Below are 16,220 nucleotides of genomic sequence, written 5' to 3'. Positions count from 1 at the left end.
CGATGATCCGAGAGGTTTAGGACGACGGTGTTGTCGTCAACACGAAAGCCGACGTATGCGACCGGCTCTCGGTAGTTTTGAGCGGGCTGTGCTGACTGTACTCCTTCCGAGGGTGTTGGTGGTGCGATCGTGTTCATCGATGGTTTGCGGGAGGGCTGATGACCCGTACCCCTTTCGGGGGTTCAAAAAACAGGACGGAGGATCCAGTCCGATGAAGTACCTCGGTGACAAGCCCCGAGGCACTCGCCCTGCTTTATCTGTAGACGTGCTCGAATTCGGCCACCACACCCAGCGCGAGATCGATATCCTCAGTCTGGTCTTTCAACCCCTGAACCGTCATCGCAGATCCACCGAGGAGATACACTGTCACGGACTCTGACAGCCAGCTATCGAACTCCTCGAGGAACTCTTTGATCGCCTCACCACCCTTGAATACCGTCATACTACACCGTACTGGTCTTTGAGCGCCAAAAATTCTGATTCACTTGGAAGGACGACAGGGATCTCGTCCGAGTCCTTGACCTCTCCCTGCAGCCCCTGGTACATCGCAGCGACCGTGAATTCCAGATCGTACCACATTGCAGTGTCTGTGAGCGTCTCTTGGTCGATGTCCAACGCCTCGATCAACAGCATCGCATAGCTAACCCGGCGGGAGCCGCTATCGAGGACGAGCGTGTGACACATCACTTCGCCCGGCGTGAGTTCCTCGTTGGGTGCATACCAGAACGCAGGCTCACCTGCAAGGAAGAACTGCAGCCCGTACTCCTCGAATCGACCGAGCCCGGTCACCTGCCAATCAGGTGCGTCTATGAGCGCGTCTGTATCCTCGGTGGTCTGCACGCGGACGAGTGTTCGTTTCGGGTCGCACCACTCGACCGTCGCACTCGGCGCGATCTCCCGGGCTCGCGACCGGTGCTCGTGGGTCGCGACGGCCTGAGCGAACGCCAGCAGCGGCGCGAGGTCCTCACTCACCGCGTACTCGGGGCCGGACGGGGACAGCATTGCTCGATGTTTGAGTGGCGACAACGCGTTATGGACGCCTTGCCGGCTCATTCCGAGCTGTTCTGCTATATTCGTGACGCGACGCGGTTCGTCGAGATACCAGCACACCCGAAGGGTGGCTGGCGAGAGAAGGTCAACCCAGTCCACATGGCCGAGTTCCGATCGCAGCGCTCGATACGCTTCAGTGACCGGATGGTCAGCGAGATGGACTCGCCGCTGGTTTTTCCGACCACGAGTCTCGACGAGGAGCCCTGCTGCGAGCAACTCATCGAGTACGTCGTAGAGATGGGTCTGTGAATATCCGGTTTCCATCGCGAGCACTTCCGGAGTTGCTTCTCGGCCGGTGCTGAGTGCGTCAATGACAGCAAGTCCGGCCTTCGTAATCATCTATGTAATTATAGAACCGGACTACATAAATATGTTTCTGGATTTTACTTGACTATCCGGTTTCGACAGCGACCTCTCCGAGTGCGTTCTTCAGAGACCCGTGGAATGCCACGTGGCTCGTTTGAAGGCTTCCTCAGTCGGTCCGTCCCATCGAGGGAGCCGTTGTGAGCGCTTACTTTGACGGCCCACTGGCTGGTCTAGCCGTCGTCATATCGTCAGAGCGCACTCCCGACGTCCGAGTCTAGAAGAATTTGTTCCCATCGGTAGCGACCGTCCGTCTTTCCACGACTGTCCCGTTAACCGCATTCACTGCGACGATCGTTGCGTTCTGATTCGTAGGGAGATACATTGTTACACTCGTCTGCCCACTATCTATCGTCGTCGAGTCGAACGTACTCCCGCTTTCGGCGATCACGACGAGTTGCGTGACGCCATTCGTCGTGGTTGCTGCCGGCGTCAACGTCACCGTCGTCTCGACACTCTTGCTGGCCCAGGGCTCGGTCACCGAGAGTTGCTCGAACACTGTCGACTCGGTCGTCTCTATCGTGACTGTGGGGCTGAGCGTCAGACAGCCGCTCCCAACAACCAGCCCAAGCAGGGCTATCGTCGCAACGACGCGGTGGCGTGAGGGAGTGTCAGTCATTACTTGTCCTCTTCGGTGCCCGAGTGCTTGAGCGTTGCATTGCTAAGCGTCCAAGCAGCCCGTCTTCTCGATCAGGAAATGTTCCCTCCATCCGGGGGTGGAGCGGGGTATAGAGGGCTGCAGTACCTACTAGTAGTGATGTCCGAATCAGAAGCGACCCACTGGGAGTACGAGACGCTTCGCCCGCCGCGCGGTGAGACCAAAAAAGAATCAGAGGATCCGAAAGCAGAGTTGAATCAACTCGGTGCAGAGGGCTGGGAGTTTATGGAGACGATCGACTATGAGGGAGGCGGCACCAAGTACCTCGTTTTCAAGCGACCTGCCCAATCGAGTGAGTCAGTATGACTGATGAGACCGACATCAGCACGGCCAACACGATGCGTGAGCGCTCGGGCGAGAGTCGGATAAAACTCTGGGTGCTGCTGCGCGCGAACCGCCTTCTCGTTTCCCTCGTCCTGACCAGTGCCGTATTTGTCGTATTCGTGATCGCCGTCGCTGTCCTCTATCCACCGTTTTCACGGCAAATCGAGTCCGGCGACATGATCGACACGATGTTCTCGACGATGATCACGGTCATCGTGACTGGGACGACACTCGTCGTCACGATCGGTCAGCTCGTCCTCTCCCAGGAGAACGGCCCGCTTGGCGATCAACGCGAGCGGATGGCCAGTTCAATGGATTTCCGGGATTTCACTGAAGAATTAATTGGGTCTCCGAGTCCTGCCGATCCATCCGAGTTCCTCCGACAGATCATCGGAGTCACGGCACAACGGACTACGGCTCTTCGAGATTCTATTGGCAAGAATGATGACGAGAACCTCCGAGAAGAGGTCGATGAATTTGCTGAAAGCGTCACTGGGAACGCTGACACGGTACGTGACCAACTTGAGGGTGCGCAGTTCGGCTCGTTCGACGTGTTATTTGCCGCACTGAATTTCAATTACAGCTGGAAAATCTTCCAAGTTGAACGTCTCGCGAACGAATACGAAGAGAGCCTCGGTGAGGAAGAACACAGCTTGCTTGACGATCTCAAAACAGCGCTGTCACTGTTTGGACCAGCACGCGAGCACATCAAGACGCTGTACTTCCAGTGGGCACTCATCAACTTGTCTCAGCTAATTCTCTATGCTGCAGTCCCGGCATTGGCTATTGCGGGTATCATGATCGCAATCGTTGATGCGGGGACGTTCCCGGGAAACACGCTCGGTTTCGATCACATCGTCCTTGTCGTCGGCGGTGCGTTTGCAGTGACGCTCGTTCCATTCATGCTGTTCGTCTCGTATGTCCTTCGTATCGTCACCATAGCGAAACGGACACTTGCTATCGAGCCGTTGATCCTCCGTGATTCACAACGCTAAGGCGGTACAGCTCCGCTTGGCGCCCGTCTGGGGTTTTTGATCTATTGTTACGTCCTAATTTCGAATACCAGAACCGACTCAACTGAGGATGAGCGGCCCCATTGGAGGGTCTGATTGGCGAGCGTCGCGAACCGCAAGATGGACGAATAAACCAGAGAATTGGTAGGTTTGAGGTGGCAAAGGCGGTACTGGCGACCCGAGGATAATCCCACCCTCGAGGAAGGTCGTCGCATCGACTGCCCTCTGCTGGGTCAATCCCTTCGACGGCTCGAGCGTTTCGTACTCCCACTGAGTGGAAATGGACTTCCGGATCAGTCGCTCCAGTTTAACCCTCACGCCCGGGAGTTGTGCGAACACGGTGCCGAGGAGGAGCTGATCGAATGGAACGGTAAAGGTAGCCCGCAGTCGCCATTACTCGAACGATGTTATACTGGCTGGGAAACCCTTCCATGGAGCTATGTGAAAGGGGGACGAACAATTCGGTTAACCCGTTTTTGAGAGATCTCGATCTGTTGACTACGCGCTTTGAGTGCAGCAGAGTAGTATGAACAACTCGAATTCTGTCAGGAATAGCGTGCGAGATCCAGCGGATGAGTTCAGCACGACGACTCTGGGTATTTCGCAGTCTCTAATCAGAACAGCTGTCAGAATCGGTGGAATCTTTATGTGTTTGCACTCCCTCTTGAGTCGGAGTGAATGACCTGATTACCGAATACGCCGACTACGACTCATTTGCTCGTGCGTGGCATTCAGATACCCTCACTGACTACGATATCTCTCTCGGAGAAGCCCGGGAACGGGGGCTTCTCAACGAACAGAAAACCCGGCAACTATGGCAATTGTTGGGGCTTCTTGGCACCGACGAGCTTTTTATTCAACTTCCAGATTGGTTGGCCGACGAGAAGGTTGGAGTCGCGGACAGAACCACACCCACGATGTTCGTTGGACGCATCTCCAGAGAGACCGAGGACGCAATTCTCTTCAAAGAGTCCGCAGCGGCTCGACCACTGATGGGACTCGCACACAGAATCCATTCACTCGAGAAGGGTATTGAAAATACAGAGGTCGATACTGACCGACATGAGCGGTCAGAGAATCGTCTTCGAGACCATTACCAACAGTTTGGCAACCGAGATGACCTTCCCACCCTCTCTGACGAGTGGCTTCCAAAAAGCCAACTCATAACGGCTGTTCAGCGGTGTGAGTGAACAAAACACCAGCCTTTATCAGCAGAATTGACGGTTGTAATCGCGACTTTTCAGAAATGACCGTACGTCACCAGACCGGTGTTGATCAGGCCGATATATCGCATTCCTCTGGGACTGTTGTGCGAGATATGCGCCCTGTATCTCGCAGAGTCACAACGAACTGCCGAAATGCTATCAGAAGTTGTGTGTGAGGTATAGAGGATAAGTTTAGCACAACGACTTTGTTTGTTTCACATCGAAGCCAACGATCCAGCCGTTCAGTAGATCTGCGAACTGGCTGCTGAGATCTCCAGTAGATCTCTTACTCGTAATAGACTTGCAACTTATCTTCGTCGATGTGCACCTCATACTCAGTGATCGTGAACGAAATCGATATGGCGTTCTCGTCGGTAACGAGTGCATCAAGCGCTTCCGGATCAACAAAATCACATAGAGTACCGCCTATTTCGTCTGAGAGGTTAACTGGCCGTACGTCTTCCAGGGATGCAAGCGCATCGATGACGGCTATGCTCGGCTCCATATTCGACCAATCATATCGCCGCTGAACCGACTCAGTCGATGTCATAGTATCCACGTCTCAGCGTAGGGTTGGACTCGGTTATACTTGGCGTGGGAGTCATCATGATGAATTTGCTCGTAGCCGCTATTAGCGACTTCTACACCGTTCCGGTATGCGCTTTGTAGGGCGTGTTGAGCGCTAGTGCTACCTCTGCCTTGGAGGTAGGCGGATCAATAGCCATTCTCTGGCCAGAATATGGACCACAACGAGGAAAGTAGCATGGCATGGTACACAACGGTTAGCGGAATAACGATCATCCAATCACCCGTACTGAGCGATCACCGGCTTCCGTAAATTAGTTCTCACCACACGTCACAGTCACGCCCGAGTTCAGCACACACTAGATGAACTACTCGACTCTTGTCAGAAACGAGATGACTGACTCCGAGGATGTGTCTCTCATGGAGAACTCGTTGATTCCGTCACGCTAGCGCTGAACTGACCGATAAGTAGGCGTGCGAATCTTTCAGGTAATGAAAAGTCACTTATCCATCACAATAGGAGTTTTGCGCATGAAACGACGTTCCCTCCTATCCACCGCTCTTGGGAGCAGTATTGTCATATCTGGTTGTCTCGGTGTCGGCGGGGAACAGAGTGGAGAAGGGACGATTGTCGAAATCATCCCGAGTAACAATACTGATCAACAAATTTCCCTCGAAATAGCCGTCTATGCGACGGATGACTCCCTGTTACTCGACCACTCGTACTCGTTGCCGGCAGGACATTCTGACGAATCACGGGGTGTCGAAGATCGCGTTGACCACCTTGTCGTCTCGCTAAATGGCGAAGACGAGATAAGACACGAGTATGACCCCGACGTAGACATTTGCTCACGCGATGGGGAAGACGTTCAAATAATAATCGAATCAGAAGGCATCACATTCCCTTACTCATGTTAACTCCAACTCTGTATCGAATATCAGGAAATTGTTACTTAGGCTGGCTCGGACAGAATGATTAGGGGGTGGAACAACCATAACCGTCCAGCAACCCTTCTACTAGGACATCACACATGGATATATCTGAGATCCTCTCCCCAAAATTCACGGAGTTCGACATCGGCACACCGCTCTCGAAGGTCGCCGGGGCGTTCGAGAATCAGGAACTTGATGCCGTCATCGTAACAGACGGCGACGAGTATCGCGGTGTCGTTAGCCGCCGACAGCTGGCATCGTCGTCCAACCAGCCGTCTGCGAAGGTTAGCTCACAGGCACAGCACGTCCCAACTGTCGAGCGCACCGAGGATGTCCGCGAGGTCGCGCGGCTCATGATCGGTAGCGGCGCCAAAACACTCCCCGTACTCGATGACGATCGTGTTGTCGGTGTGGTGACCGGCGATGCGGTCCTCGAGGCTGTCCGTCCGTTTCTCGCCGCAGTGACCGTCGACGATGCCTACACAACGGAGTTGATCAGTGCGGCCCCTGAAACCTCGATCGGAAAAGCGCTCAATATGCTTCGGGACGCTGGGATCGCCCATCTCCCAGTCGTCGACGGGGACGACCTCGTGGGACTGCTGAGCCTGTACGACGTCATCGAGTTCACGACGCGAGGCGGCAACAAGAGCCAAGGTGGTTCGTCGAGCGGCTTCGGTGGCCGCGGCGGTGGCGGGCAGAACCGTGGTGGATTCGGCGCACGCGAGGGCGACGCCGACCGGATGCTCGATCTCCCGGTACGGAACCTGATGTCCGACGCAGTCGTGACAGTAGAGCGGAACGCACCGCTCGACGGGGTGGTCGAGACGATGTTCGAGCGAGGAATCTCCTCACTCGTCGTCACGGCCGACGACACCGACGAGCCGATCGGTATCATCACGAAAACGGACGTCATCGAGGCGCTCACCTGGGAGCGCGATGACCGGAACGCCGTGCAGGTGTTCGGGCTCGACCTGCTGGAGGAGATGGACTACGACGACGTCTCCGCGCTGATCGAGCGCATGACCTCGAAGTACGGTGAGATGAGCGTGATCAAGGCCAGCATCGAACTGCAGGAGCACAAGGAACAGAGCCGGGGTGTGCCGCTAGTGCTGGCACGGATTCGACTGGTCACCGACCGCGGCTACTTCACTGCCGATGGGGAGGGGTACGGTGCTTCCCACGCCCTCCGTCTCGCAGCGAACGCTGTCGAACGTCAACTCCTCAAGGGGAAAACCTACGGCCAGTCGAAGAAGCATCCCGACACTGACGAGCAGGCACAGCTCTATGGCTGGTGGCTTGGCGGGTAATCGGATCGATGTCTCCAATGATGGTAGTCGGTTCCGAGTGGCGCTACCCACTCGTCTCTCGTCTCTTGTCCCTTGTGCAGACGGACGAACATTGGTCGAGTTCGTCCAGTTAGGACGACACGGCTAAACGCGTGCATCCAGCAGTCGTCAGGTCGCTCGTGACGGTGGTTTGCGACATCAGGCCTCGAATGTGTCGTCGTATCGTTCGTAGGTGATGGTCAGTCGTCCTGGCGTTTGAGGCTTCGCTGCGTCTCGAAGCGCCTGGAACTCTCGCAGGAGTTCATCGGCATTGTCTGCCCCTTCTCGAACGCTCTGCGATTCCTCTCGAATCGCATCATATACCCGTTCCAGAACGCGTCGAACGGCGTACGAATCAGTCTCCGGCCAGCGTATCCGGCCCACTCGGCGGGTTCGTCGAATGGATTCTGTGTTGGCAGTTCCACGACGTAGACTTGCATGATCCGATCACGGACGTTCGACTTGTCTGTTCTGGGATTCGGTTCGACTCGTTGGACGAATCGAGTTGACTCCGTGTTGACATCGATACTCCCCGGCGCGTGTGCGCCGGTGCCCCTTACTGGCGCAACAACAACGATCTCACAATCGCTGAGGAATCGAATTCCGCTACGCCAGATGCGACACCTCTTCTGGCTCATTGGCATCGTCGAACTCACCACGTTCGACCGCCTCCCATTCGTCACCCGGCTCCGGACTCCACCAATCGACCTCGTAGGCGTACGGCGAGCCGAGAATTTTCATCCGGGCGGATCCATCGGGAAGGTCGCGACGCAATTTCTCGACGATGTGGAGATTCCAGGCCGTGTCTGTATCGAAACAGGCGAGGACGGCATCTTCGTAGCCACGATCTTCCATGGGTTCCTGGAACTCGACCCGCGTGTTGCAATTCTTGCAGAACACTCCCTCGAAGGGAATGTGGCTGAATACCTCGTGCCCGCAGACTGGACACCAGAGGAATTCAAACAGTGCTTCGCTGTGGCGGTCAATGACTTCGATACTCATCTGTGAACCTGGCCCATATGACTCGGGCCACCCCTTCCTGCCTGAGAAAAAATACTATTCTGAACGTTCTGAGACCTCTCCGTTCAGCGCCGTAGACGATCCTCGAGCGGGCTTCATAGCCACAGTCGGGGTAATCGAACCCTCGCTGTACTTCGTCCCCAGTTAGAGGGGTCGTGGTAGGAGTCGTTCGTAGCTTCAACTCTACAAGGGTACGTCTGAACCACCTGGTGATCAGTTCCGCGAAGTCCGTAGACGGCGCTTCAACCCCACAAGGGTACGTCTGAATCTTCTCGGGGCAGAGTTCGCCGGCGGTGAGCTTGTGGCTTCAACCCCACAAGGGTACGTCTGAATCTCAGTCACTCGAGCGAGGGAAAACCTCCTACACGGCTTCAACCCCACAAGGGTACGTCTGAATCATGGCGAGGTCGACGCTGCAACCGTTAACGGGGGAGGCTTCAACCCCACAAGGGTACGTCTGAATCACGGCCTTGTACGTGTGGTTATCATGATCGGAGGCTCCAACCCCACAAAGGTACGTCTGAATCGCGTCCATCCGCCGGGTGCCCTCGAGCAAGAGTTCGCTTCAACCCCACAAGGGTACGTCTGAATCCACCGCTGGAGCTAACCCATTCGACTGTAGAACCGCTTCAACCCCACAAGGGTACGTCTGAATCCACGCGTTTTGTGCACTGTCGAGTAAACCCATTCAGCTTCAACCCCACAAGGGTACGTCTGAATCACGTCCTTAGTTGCAGCAACGGACGGCGGCGATTCGCTTCAACCCCACAAGGGTACGTCTGAATCACGGGATCGTCTCCGCCCTGGATCAGCGCGATCGCGCTTCAACCCCACAAGGGTACGTCTGAATCGTCGCCTTCTCGCCGTGGACCAGGCGATCCGACGGCTTCAACCCCACAAGGGTACGTCTGAATCTCAAATGTTCCTCTATCTCGACGACGATCTCTTCGCTTCAACCCCACAAGGGTACGTCTGAATCCCCCGAACGGGACCAACGAGGACCTGTACACGGGGCTTCAACCCCACAAGGGTACGTCTGAATCTCAGGCGGTCCATGGCATGATCTGTTACCTCGTCGTGCTTCAACCCCACAAGGGTACGTCTGAATCGATCGGCGCCGGCGTAGTCGCTCAACTCCGCGAGCCGCTTCAACCCCACAAGGGTACGTCTGAATCGTCGATCTAGAGCTGTGGAGACGGGTTTCTGCACGCGCTTCAACCCCACAAGGGTACGTCTGAATCGACTCAGGGGCGGTCTCACGGAGTCGGAATGACGCTTCAACCCCACAAGGGTACGTCTGAATCCAGCGATACGGCGATGAGTACGGTCAGGATGGTGTGCTTCAACCCCACAAGGGTACGTCTGAATCTCGACGTTTCCGACCGTTGGGGCATCAGTTGGGTAGCTTCAACCCCACAAGGGTACGTCTGAATCTCGGGCGTCGAGCACTGGGACGGGTCGCTGTCGTTGCTTCAACCCCACAAGGGTACGTCTGAATCCGACCGGTATCAGCCCCTCTGTGTTCGTGCTGAACGCTTCAACCCCACAAGGGTACGTCTGAATCCGTAGTCACCATCGACGCTCACGGGGTCGATCGTGGGCTTCAACCCCACAAGGGTACGTCTGAATCTCACCCCCAGGGTTCGACGTTCGAGACCACCCTTCGCTTCAACCCCACAAGGGTACGTCTGAATCGAGATCGTGGATGCCGACGCCCTCGGGGACGTGGATGCTTCAACCCCACAAGGGTACGTCTGAATCCAGCGAGATAGGCGTTCATCGGTTTGAACCCCTGGCTTCAACCCCACAAGGGTACGTCTGAATCCGAGTCGGCCTCTCGAGACCACCCTGAGACTCCTATGCTTCAACCCCACAAGGGTACGTCTGAATCAGTTCGTCGACGTCGGCTCGCTGATGGAGTCGCCGCGCTTCAACCCCACAAGGGTACGTCTGAATCCAAGAGCGGGTCTTCGGGTGATCTCAGTGTCCGCTTCAACCCCACAAGGGTACGTCTGAATCTAGCTTCGGCGCTGGCTCTCGGAAATCGGCTACTCGCTTCAACCCCACAAGGGTACGTCTGAATCTCTGCGGGAGAAGTATGCTATCTCTGATACGGAGCTTCAACCCCACAAGGGTACGTCTGAATCGGGGTTCGATCGGCGGTCACTGTGGTTCGCCTCCTGCTTCAACCCCACAAGGGTACGTCTGAATCAGAAGCTCGCGGTTTTCGTCCCGGTTTTGTCGACGCTTCAACCCCACAAGGGTACGTCTGAATCCGCCTCCACCGCCTCCTGACGAGTCCTCGTCAGCGCTTCAACCCCACAAGGGTACGTCTGAATCGCGTCGCGATCCCCGGACCAACAGACATGGATAACGCTTCAACCCCACAAGGGTACGTCTGAATCACGGTTGCCCCGGCGCCCGCTGCGGCGCCTCGTCCGCTTCAACCCCACAAGGGTACGTCTGAATCTTTCAGCACTCTCGAATGCGATGACGTGAAAATCACGCTTCAACCCCACAAGGGTACGTCTGAATCGTTCGCGATCTCGGAGACGGGGGACATCGACAACCGGCTTCAACCCCACAAGGGTACGTCTGAATCCGGCGGGCCCAGAGGAGGTAGGTCATGATCCCGCCGCTTCAACCCCACAAGGGTACGTCTGAATCTCGCCGTCTGCGTCCTCCTCGGTCTCTCCTCGGGGGCTTCAACCCCACAAGGGTACGTCTGAATCCGCCGACCGTGAGCGCTGCGGCTGTCCCTGCGAGGCTTCAACCCCACAAGGGTACGTCTGAATCCGGTATCGGCCCACGGCTCGGAGGTGTCGCGATGCTTCAACCCCACAAGGGTACGTCTGAATCGGTGACTGCGATCGATGCGCTCCCGACAGACGTCTCGCTTCAACCCCACAAGGGTACGTCTGAATCGCAGAGGCGAATCGAGTGCTCCTCGATTTCGCGATGCTTCAACCCCACAAGGGTACGTCTGAATCCGTTCACATTCACGTAGACCCTGACGCAACCTTCGAGCTTCAACCCCACAAGGGTACGTCTGAATCGCGAGGACGTACCACGCGCCGACGATCACGATCGCGCTTCAACCCCACAAGGGTACGTCTGAATCGCGAAAGATCGCCTCAAGGAGCGTGGATCGATGGGGGCTTCAACCCCACAAGGGTACGTCTGAATCGAGTTCGGAACGCGGGAGTACCTCGATGCTGACGAGGCTTCAACCCCACAAGGGTACGTCTGAATCCGCGAAGAGATCGAAGGCCAGCGCGTCGACATGATGCTTCAACCCCACAAGGGTACGTCTGAATCTGATTAGGTGACCCCACTGTGACTGACGAACCGGACGCTTCAACCCCACAAGGGTACGTCTGAATCCGGGATCCCAGCCGTTCTCCCGCATCTCGTCTTTCGGCTTCAACCCCACAAGGGTACGTCTGAATCCGCTCGGGAGTGAACCGAGACGTCAGTTTCTCCGTGCTTCAACCCCACAAGGGTACGTCTGAATCGCCCGTTAGTGAGCGCATAAGAACGTCATAATGACGCTTCAACCCCACAAGGGTACGTCTGAATCTTCGACCAGGGCTGGGACGACGACCGTATCATGGAGGCTTCAACCCCACAAGGGTACGTCTGAATCTCGGCAGACGTAACCTGAACGTCACGGATGCGACCGCTTCAACCCCACAAGGGTACGTCTGAATCCGGAGGTGTGCGATCGATGAGCGTCGCTCGAGCGCTTCAACCCCACAAGGGTACGTCTGAATCACTGAGCGACCGAGCGTCTACGTTGCAGGGAAGAGCTTCAACCCCACAAGGGTACGTCTGAATCCCATCGCGATCGGCCAGGCGAAGGAGGCCGCTGCAGGCTTCAACCCCACAAGGGTACGTCTGAATCGACCGACCGCTACGGAACGATCGAAGATGAGGTCGCTTCAACCCCACAAGGGTACGTCTGAATCTAGCTGGTGCAAATACTGCACTGGCGAGTCAGAGCTTCAACCCCACAAGGGTACGTCTGAATCCCCGACGACGTCGACCTCGAGGAGTGGTCACGATGCTTCAACCCCACAAGGGTACGTCTGAATCGCGCCATACAGTTTATGGAGGGGTATATAAATAGGCTGCTTCAACCCCACAAGGGTACGTCTGAATCCGAGGCGGTCGTCGCGTACCTATCGACGCAACCCGGCTTCAACCCCACAAGGGTACGTCTGAATCCGCGCGGTGCGGTGCGGCCTGGAACGCCGACTACGCGCTTCAACCCCACAAGGGTACGTCTGAATCTACGGCGAGGAGGGCGTTCGCCAGGAACTCGCGTGGCTTCAACCCCACAAGGGTACGTCTGAATCGCTCATCGCACGCGCCCTCCGTAGGTTCGAGGTGGGCTTCAACCCCACAAGGGTACGTCTGAATCGGTTGTCCCACCGGAGCCGGTTGCAGTGGTGGACGTCGCTTCAACCCCACAAGGGTACGTCTGAATCCGTTAGCTGGTGCAAATACTGCACTGGCGAGTCAGAGCTTCAACCCCACAAGGGTACGTCTGAATCTGGCGCGATGAAGCGGATCGCGAGATGGTCCGCAAGCTTCAACCCCACAAGGGTACGTCTGAATCTCAGCGAATATCGGTCGCAATAGATTGGCTTATTGAGCTTCAACCCCACAAGGGTACGTCTGAATCCTGAGTCGACGGGGGGCCGGGCGCCTTCGAGACAGCGGCTTCAACCCCACAAGGGTACGTCTGAATCCCTCTGCCAACTCCATCGCCTCATGCAATCGCTCGCTTCAACCCCACAAGGGTACGTCTGAATCGAAGTTCGAATGACGACGCTGTACTGCGCTATCTGTGCTTCAACCCCACAAGGGTACGTCTGAATCCTGGGGATCAATCTCACGTCGACCGAGTGCGGCCAGGCTTCAACCCCACAAGGGTACGTCTGAATCTCGTCGACGTCGCGACCCAGGAGGGCGTCCTCGAGGTCGCTTCAACCCCACAAGGGTACGTCTGAATCCTCTCGATCAGATCGGCAACAAGCCGGCCCTCGAGGCTTCAACCCCACAAGGGTACGTCTGAATCCGCGCTCCTCGAGGAGATCGTCGACGACATCGGGCTTCAACCCCACAAGGGTACGTCTGAATCGCGGGATAACGCGGTCCTCGTTGACGGAGAGCTTGCTTCAACCCCACAAGGGTACGTCTGAATCGACTCTCTCGCACTGCCAGAGGGTGGTAGCCTATGCTTCAACCCCACAAGGGTACGTCTGAATCTTGAAGATATGGCTCGGGCCGGTCACTAACGAGTGTGCTTCAACCCCACAAGGGTACGTCTGAATCCACGAGGACCTTATCGACGACGCGAGACGGGTTGGGGCTTCAACCCCACAAGGGTACGTCTGAATCGCGGGAGAGTCTACCTTAGCCGGGACCTGAGTGGTGCTTCAACCCCACAAGGGTACGTCTGAATCTGCTCCGGCAGATCGTCCTGGACGCACTCGACATCGAGCTTCAACCCCACAAGGGTACGTCTGAATCCGACGCTCGCGGTGTAGATCACGTCTGTCGTAGGCTCGCTTCAACCCCACAAGGGTACGTCTGAATCTGCCCGCTTCCGAGCGTGGGTCTGTGACGGTAGTAGCTTCAACCCCACAAGGGTACGTCTGAATCGGTCTTCGATCGAGCGCCGCCTTTGACCGTCACGCGCTTCAACCCCACAAGGGTACGTCTGAATCCTCTACATAGCGCCTCGATCCGCGACGGACTGACTCGCTTCAACCCCACAAGGGTACGTCTGAATCGACCATCTCGTACACTTCCGGAAACTCCTTCCGGAGGCTTCAACCCCACAAGGGTACGTCTGAATCCTCGTCGGGAGTATCGGCGTGATCGGTTCGCGACCGCTTCAACCCCACAAGGGTACGTCTGAATCCACTCGGTAATCCGTTCGCGTTCGCCTTCCTCGACGCTTCAACCCCACAAGGGTACGTCTGAATCGTCATTTTGAGTCGTGTATGCTGAGTTGAGGCAAACGCTTCAACCCCACAAGGGTACGTCTGAATCTCATCGAGCCACGAGAGGGCGTCGAACGGGTCGGAAGCTTCAACCCCACAAGGGTACGTCTGAATCTCGGTCAGGAGCGTGCTGTCACTCGAGTCAATGTGGCGCTTCAACCCCACAAGGGTACGTCTGAATCTGACGTCGTCTCCGTCTGGCAGTGCCCTGAGTGCGCTTCAACCCCACAAGGGTACGTCTGAATCGACCACTCTGTCGCTTACCGTGACAGGGCCGGCCGCTTCAACCCCACAAGGGTACGTCTGAATCACCGTGACCCGGAGTCGGAGTGAGGCGCCCAGGCCGTTGCTTCAACCCCACAAGGGTACGTCTGAATCTAGTCCTTCGCCTGGAGGCCGCCCTTCGTGCGCGAGCTTCAACCCCACAAGGGTACGTCTGAATCGTGTCGAGGACATCATCGAGCCACGAGAGGGCGTCGCTTCAACCCCACAAGGGTACGTCTGAATCTCGGTCTTCGATCGAGCGCCGCCTTTGACCGTCACGCGCTTCAACCCCACAAGGGTACGTCTGAATCTCTCCGGGCGTGCCTCGGACGATACGCTGTCGCGGCTTCAACCCCACAAGGGTACGTCTGAATCCGTCGTCAGTGTACCAGATAAAGACCTCTGTCGTCGGGCTTCAACCCCACAAGGGTACGTCTGAATCCGTCGTCAGTGTACCAGATAAAGACCTCTGTCGTCGGGCTTCAACCCCACAAGGGTACGTCTGAATCCGGGATCCCATCCGTTCTCCCGCATCTCGTCTTTCGGCTTCAACCCCACAAGGGTACGTCTGAATCGCGGGCGTCCTCGAGGCTGTAGGTGTTGTACTCGACGCTTCAACCCCACAAGGGTACGTCTGAATCCAACCCGTCGGCGCGCTTGATAGGCGGTCGAATCTCGCTTCAACCCCACAAGGGTACGTCTGAATCAGCGATTCCGACAAGCTGGCGACGGCGACAATTTGGCTTCAACCCCACAAGGGTACGTCTGAATCTCGTAGGCGCCTTGCGGTTCGTTGAGTTCCTCGTCGCTTCAACCCCACAAGGGTACGTCTGAATCCCGATTCTATGGTTTCGCCGGACCCTGCATCAATCGCTTCAACCCCACAAGGGTACGTCTGAATCCGCAGACCTCCTCGATGACCATCTCGTACACTTCCGGCTTCAACCCCACAAGGGTACGTCTGAATCCGACTGGACGGGCCGGTTGGAGTCGGCGTCGCTCGGCTTCAACCCCACAAGGGTACGTCTGAATCGCCGAGGCGAAAATCTGCCGAGGTGTTCCGACCGTGCTTCAACCCCACAAGGGTACGTCTGAATCAGCGCGTAGCGATCGTCGGCGGCCTCGCCCTCTCGGCGCTTCAACCCCACAAGGGTACGTCTGAATCTTCGTCGACGAGGATGGCAATCACGAGCTCCCGTCGCTTCAACCCCACAAGGGTACGTCTGAATCACCGGGACGCTGTTGAGTGTGACCAGCCACGAGCCGCTTCAACCCCACAAGGGTACGTCTGAATCGCCGTCGAGACCGACGATGGCGTCCAGATCCGACTGCTTCAACCCCACAAGGGTACGTCTGAATCCGTCCCTTCTGCTTCGTCCTCGACGTCGGCCTCGAGCTTCAACCCCACAAGGGTACGTCTGAATCGCCCAGACGATCCGGAGCACATCTACGTCCTCACGCTTCAACCCCACAAGGGTACGTCTGAATCCATGGTGAATTTGACCACCATATCCTCTCTATCCACG

The 16,220-nt window shown here is 56.6% G+C and carries 10 protein-coding genes, 2 pseudogenes and 1 CRISPR repeat array; of the genes and pseudogenes, 5 read left to right on the top strand and 7 right to left on the bottom strand.

Features of this window, described 5'->3' with window-relative positions:
* Positions 1-256 precede the first annotated feature (256 nt).
* The 3 genes and pseudogenes from J1N60_RS20345 to J1N60_RS20335 all read right to left on the bottom strand — a co-directional run.
* Positions 257-442 (bottom strand): annotated as a pseudogene (locus tag J1N60_RS20345) (hypothetical protein); the annotation flags it as partial.
* The gene (locus tag J1N60_RS20340; RefSeq protein ID WP_312912707.1) at positions 439-1,389 is read right to left on the bottom strand and encodes a MarR family transcriptional regulator; all 951 of its coding nucleotides are present in this window, start codon (positions 1,387-1,389) and stop codon (positions 439-441) included. The pseudogene J1N60_RS20345 and the gene J1N60_RS20340, both read right to left, overlap by 4 nt.
* Positions 1,390-1,630: 241 nt before the next feature.
* Complete coding sequence (locus tag J1N60_RS20335; RefSeq protein ID WP_312912706.1) at positions 1,631-2,032, bottom strand: hypothetical protein; 402 nt, start codon at positions 2,030-2,032, stop codon at positions 1,631-1,633.
* Between the two features lie 138 nt (positions 2,033-2,170).
* Between J1N60_RS20335 and sp36 the strand changes: the two genes are divergently transcribed.
* The 3 genes from sp36 (at position 2,171) to J1N60_RS20315 (ending at position 4,598) form a co-directional block, all read left to right on the top strand.
* Complete coding sequence (gene sp36 / locus J1N60_RS20330) at positions 2,171-2,377, top strand: Sp36 family protein (RefSeq protein WP_312912705.1); 207 nt, start codon at positions 2,171-2,173, stop codon at positions 2,375-2,377.
* Entirely contained in the window at positions 2,374-3,390 is a 1,017-nt protein-coding gene (locus J1N60_RS20325) for a DUF7972 family membrane protein (RefSeq protein WP_312912704.1), read from the top strand. Before sp36 ends, J1N60_RS20325 begins: the two co-directional genes overlap by 4 nt.
* Before the next feature lie 692 nt (positions 3,391-4,082).
* Complete coding sequence (locus J1N60_RS20315; protein ID WP_312912703.1) at positions 4,083-4,598, top strand: hypothetical protein; 516 nt, start codon at positions 4,083-4,085, stop codon at positions 4,596-4,598.
* Positions 4,599-4,899: 301 nt separating this feature from the next.
* Here the strand turns inward: J1N60_RS20315 and J1N60_RS20310 are convergent, their stop codons facing one another.
* Positions 4,900-5,163: a HalOD1 output domain-containing protein gene (locus J1N60_RS20310; RefSeq protein WP_312912702.1), complete on the bottom strand. Its 264-nt coding sequence runs from the start codon at positions 5,161-5,163 to the stop codon at positions 4,900-4,902.
* A 506-nt stretch (positions 5,164-5,669) separates the two neighbouring features.
* On the opposite strand from J1N60_RS20310, the gene J1N60_RS20305 reads away from it, so the two are divergent.
* Together J1N60_RS20305 and J1N60_RS20300 are read left to right on the top strand one after the other, a co-directional pair.
* A complete protein-coding gene (locus J1N60_RS20305) occupies positions 5,670-6,056 on the top strand; it encodes a hypothetical protein (RefSeq protein WP_312912701.1) in 387 nt (128 codons plus the stop codon).
* 113 nt (positions 6,057-6,169) lie between these two features.
* Positions 6,170-7,378 carry a CBS domain-containing protein gene (locus J1N60_RS20300; protein WP_312912700.1) on the top strand — a complete coding sequence of 403 codons (1,209 nt, stop codon included), beginning with the start codon at positions 6,170-6,172 and terminating at the stop codon, positions 7,376-7,378.
* Between the two features lie 177 nt (positions 7,379-7,555).
* Here the strand turns inward: J1N60_RS20300 and J1N60_RS20295 are convergent, their stop codons facing one another.
* From J1N60_RS20295 to J1N60_RS20725, 3 genes and pseudogenes are all read right to left on the bottom strand, one after another.
* On the bottom strand, positions 7,556-7,780 hold the full coding sequence (locus J1N60_RS20295) for a hypothetical protein (RefSeq protein WP_312912699.1): 225 nt from the start codon (positions 7,778-7,780) through the stop codon (positions 7,556-7,558).
* Between the two features lie 222 nt (positions 7,781-8,002).
* Entirely contained in the window at positions 8,003-8,398 is a 396-nt protein-coding gene (locus J1N60_RS20290; protein ID WP_312912698.1) for a DUF7567 family protein, read from the bottom strand.
* Positions 8,379-8,549 (bottom strand): annotated as a pseudogene (locus J1N60_RS20725) (DUF7568 family protein); the annotation flags it as partial. The pseudogene J1N60_RS20725 and the gene J1N60_RS20290, both read right to left, overlap by 20 nt.
* Before the next feature lie 41 nt (positions 8,550-8,590).
* Positions 8,591-16,183: a CRISPR direct-repeat array (repeat unit 30 nt; unit sequence GCTTCAACCCCACAAGGGTACGTCTGAATC).
* Positions 16,184-16,220 lie beyond the last annotated feature (37 nt).

The sequence above is a fragment of the Natronosalvus caseinilyticus genome (genome assembly GCF_017357105.1).
GTDB lineage: Archaea > Halobacteriota > Halobacteria > Halobacteriales > Natrialbaceae > Natronosalvus > Natronosalvus caseinilyticus.
The sequence above is the reverse complement of the archived record's forward strand: the minus strand, read 5'-3'. Positions and strand labels throughout refer to the sequence as shown.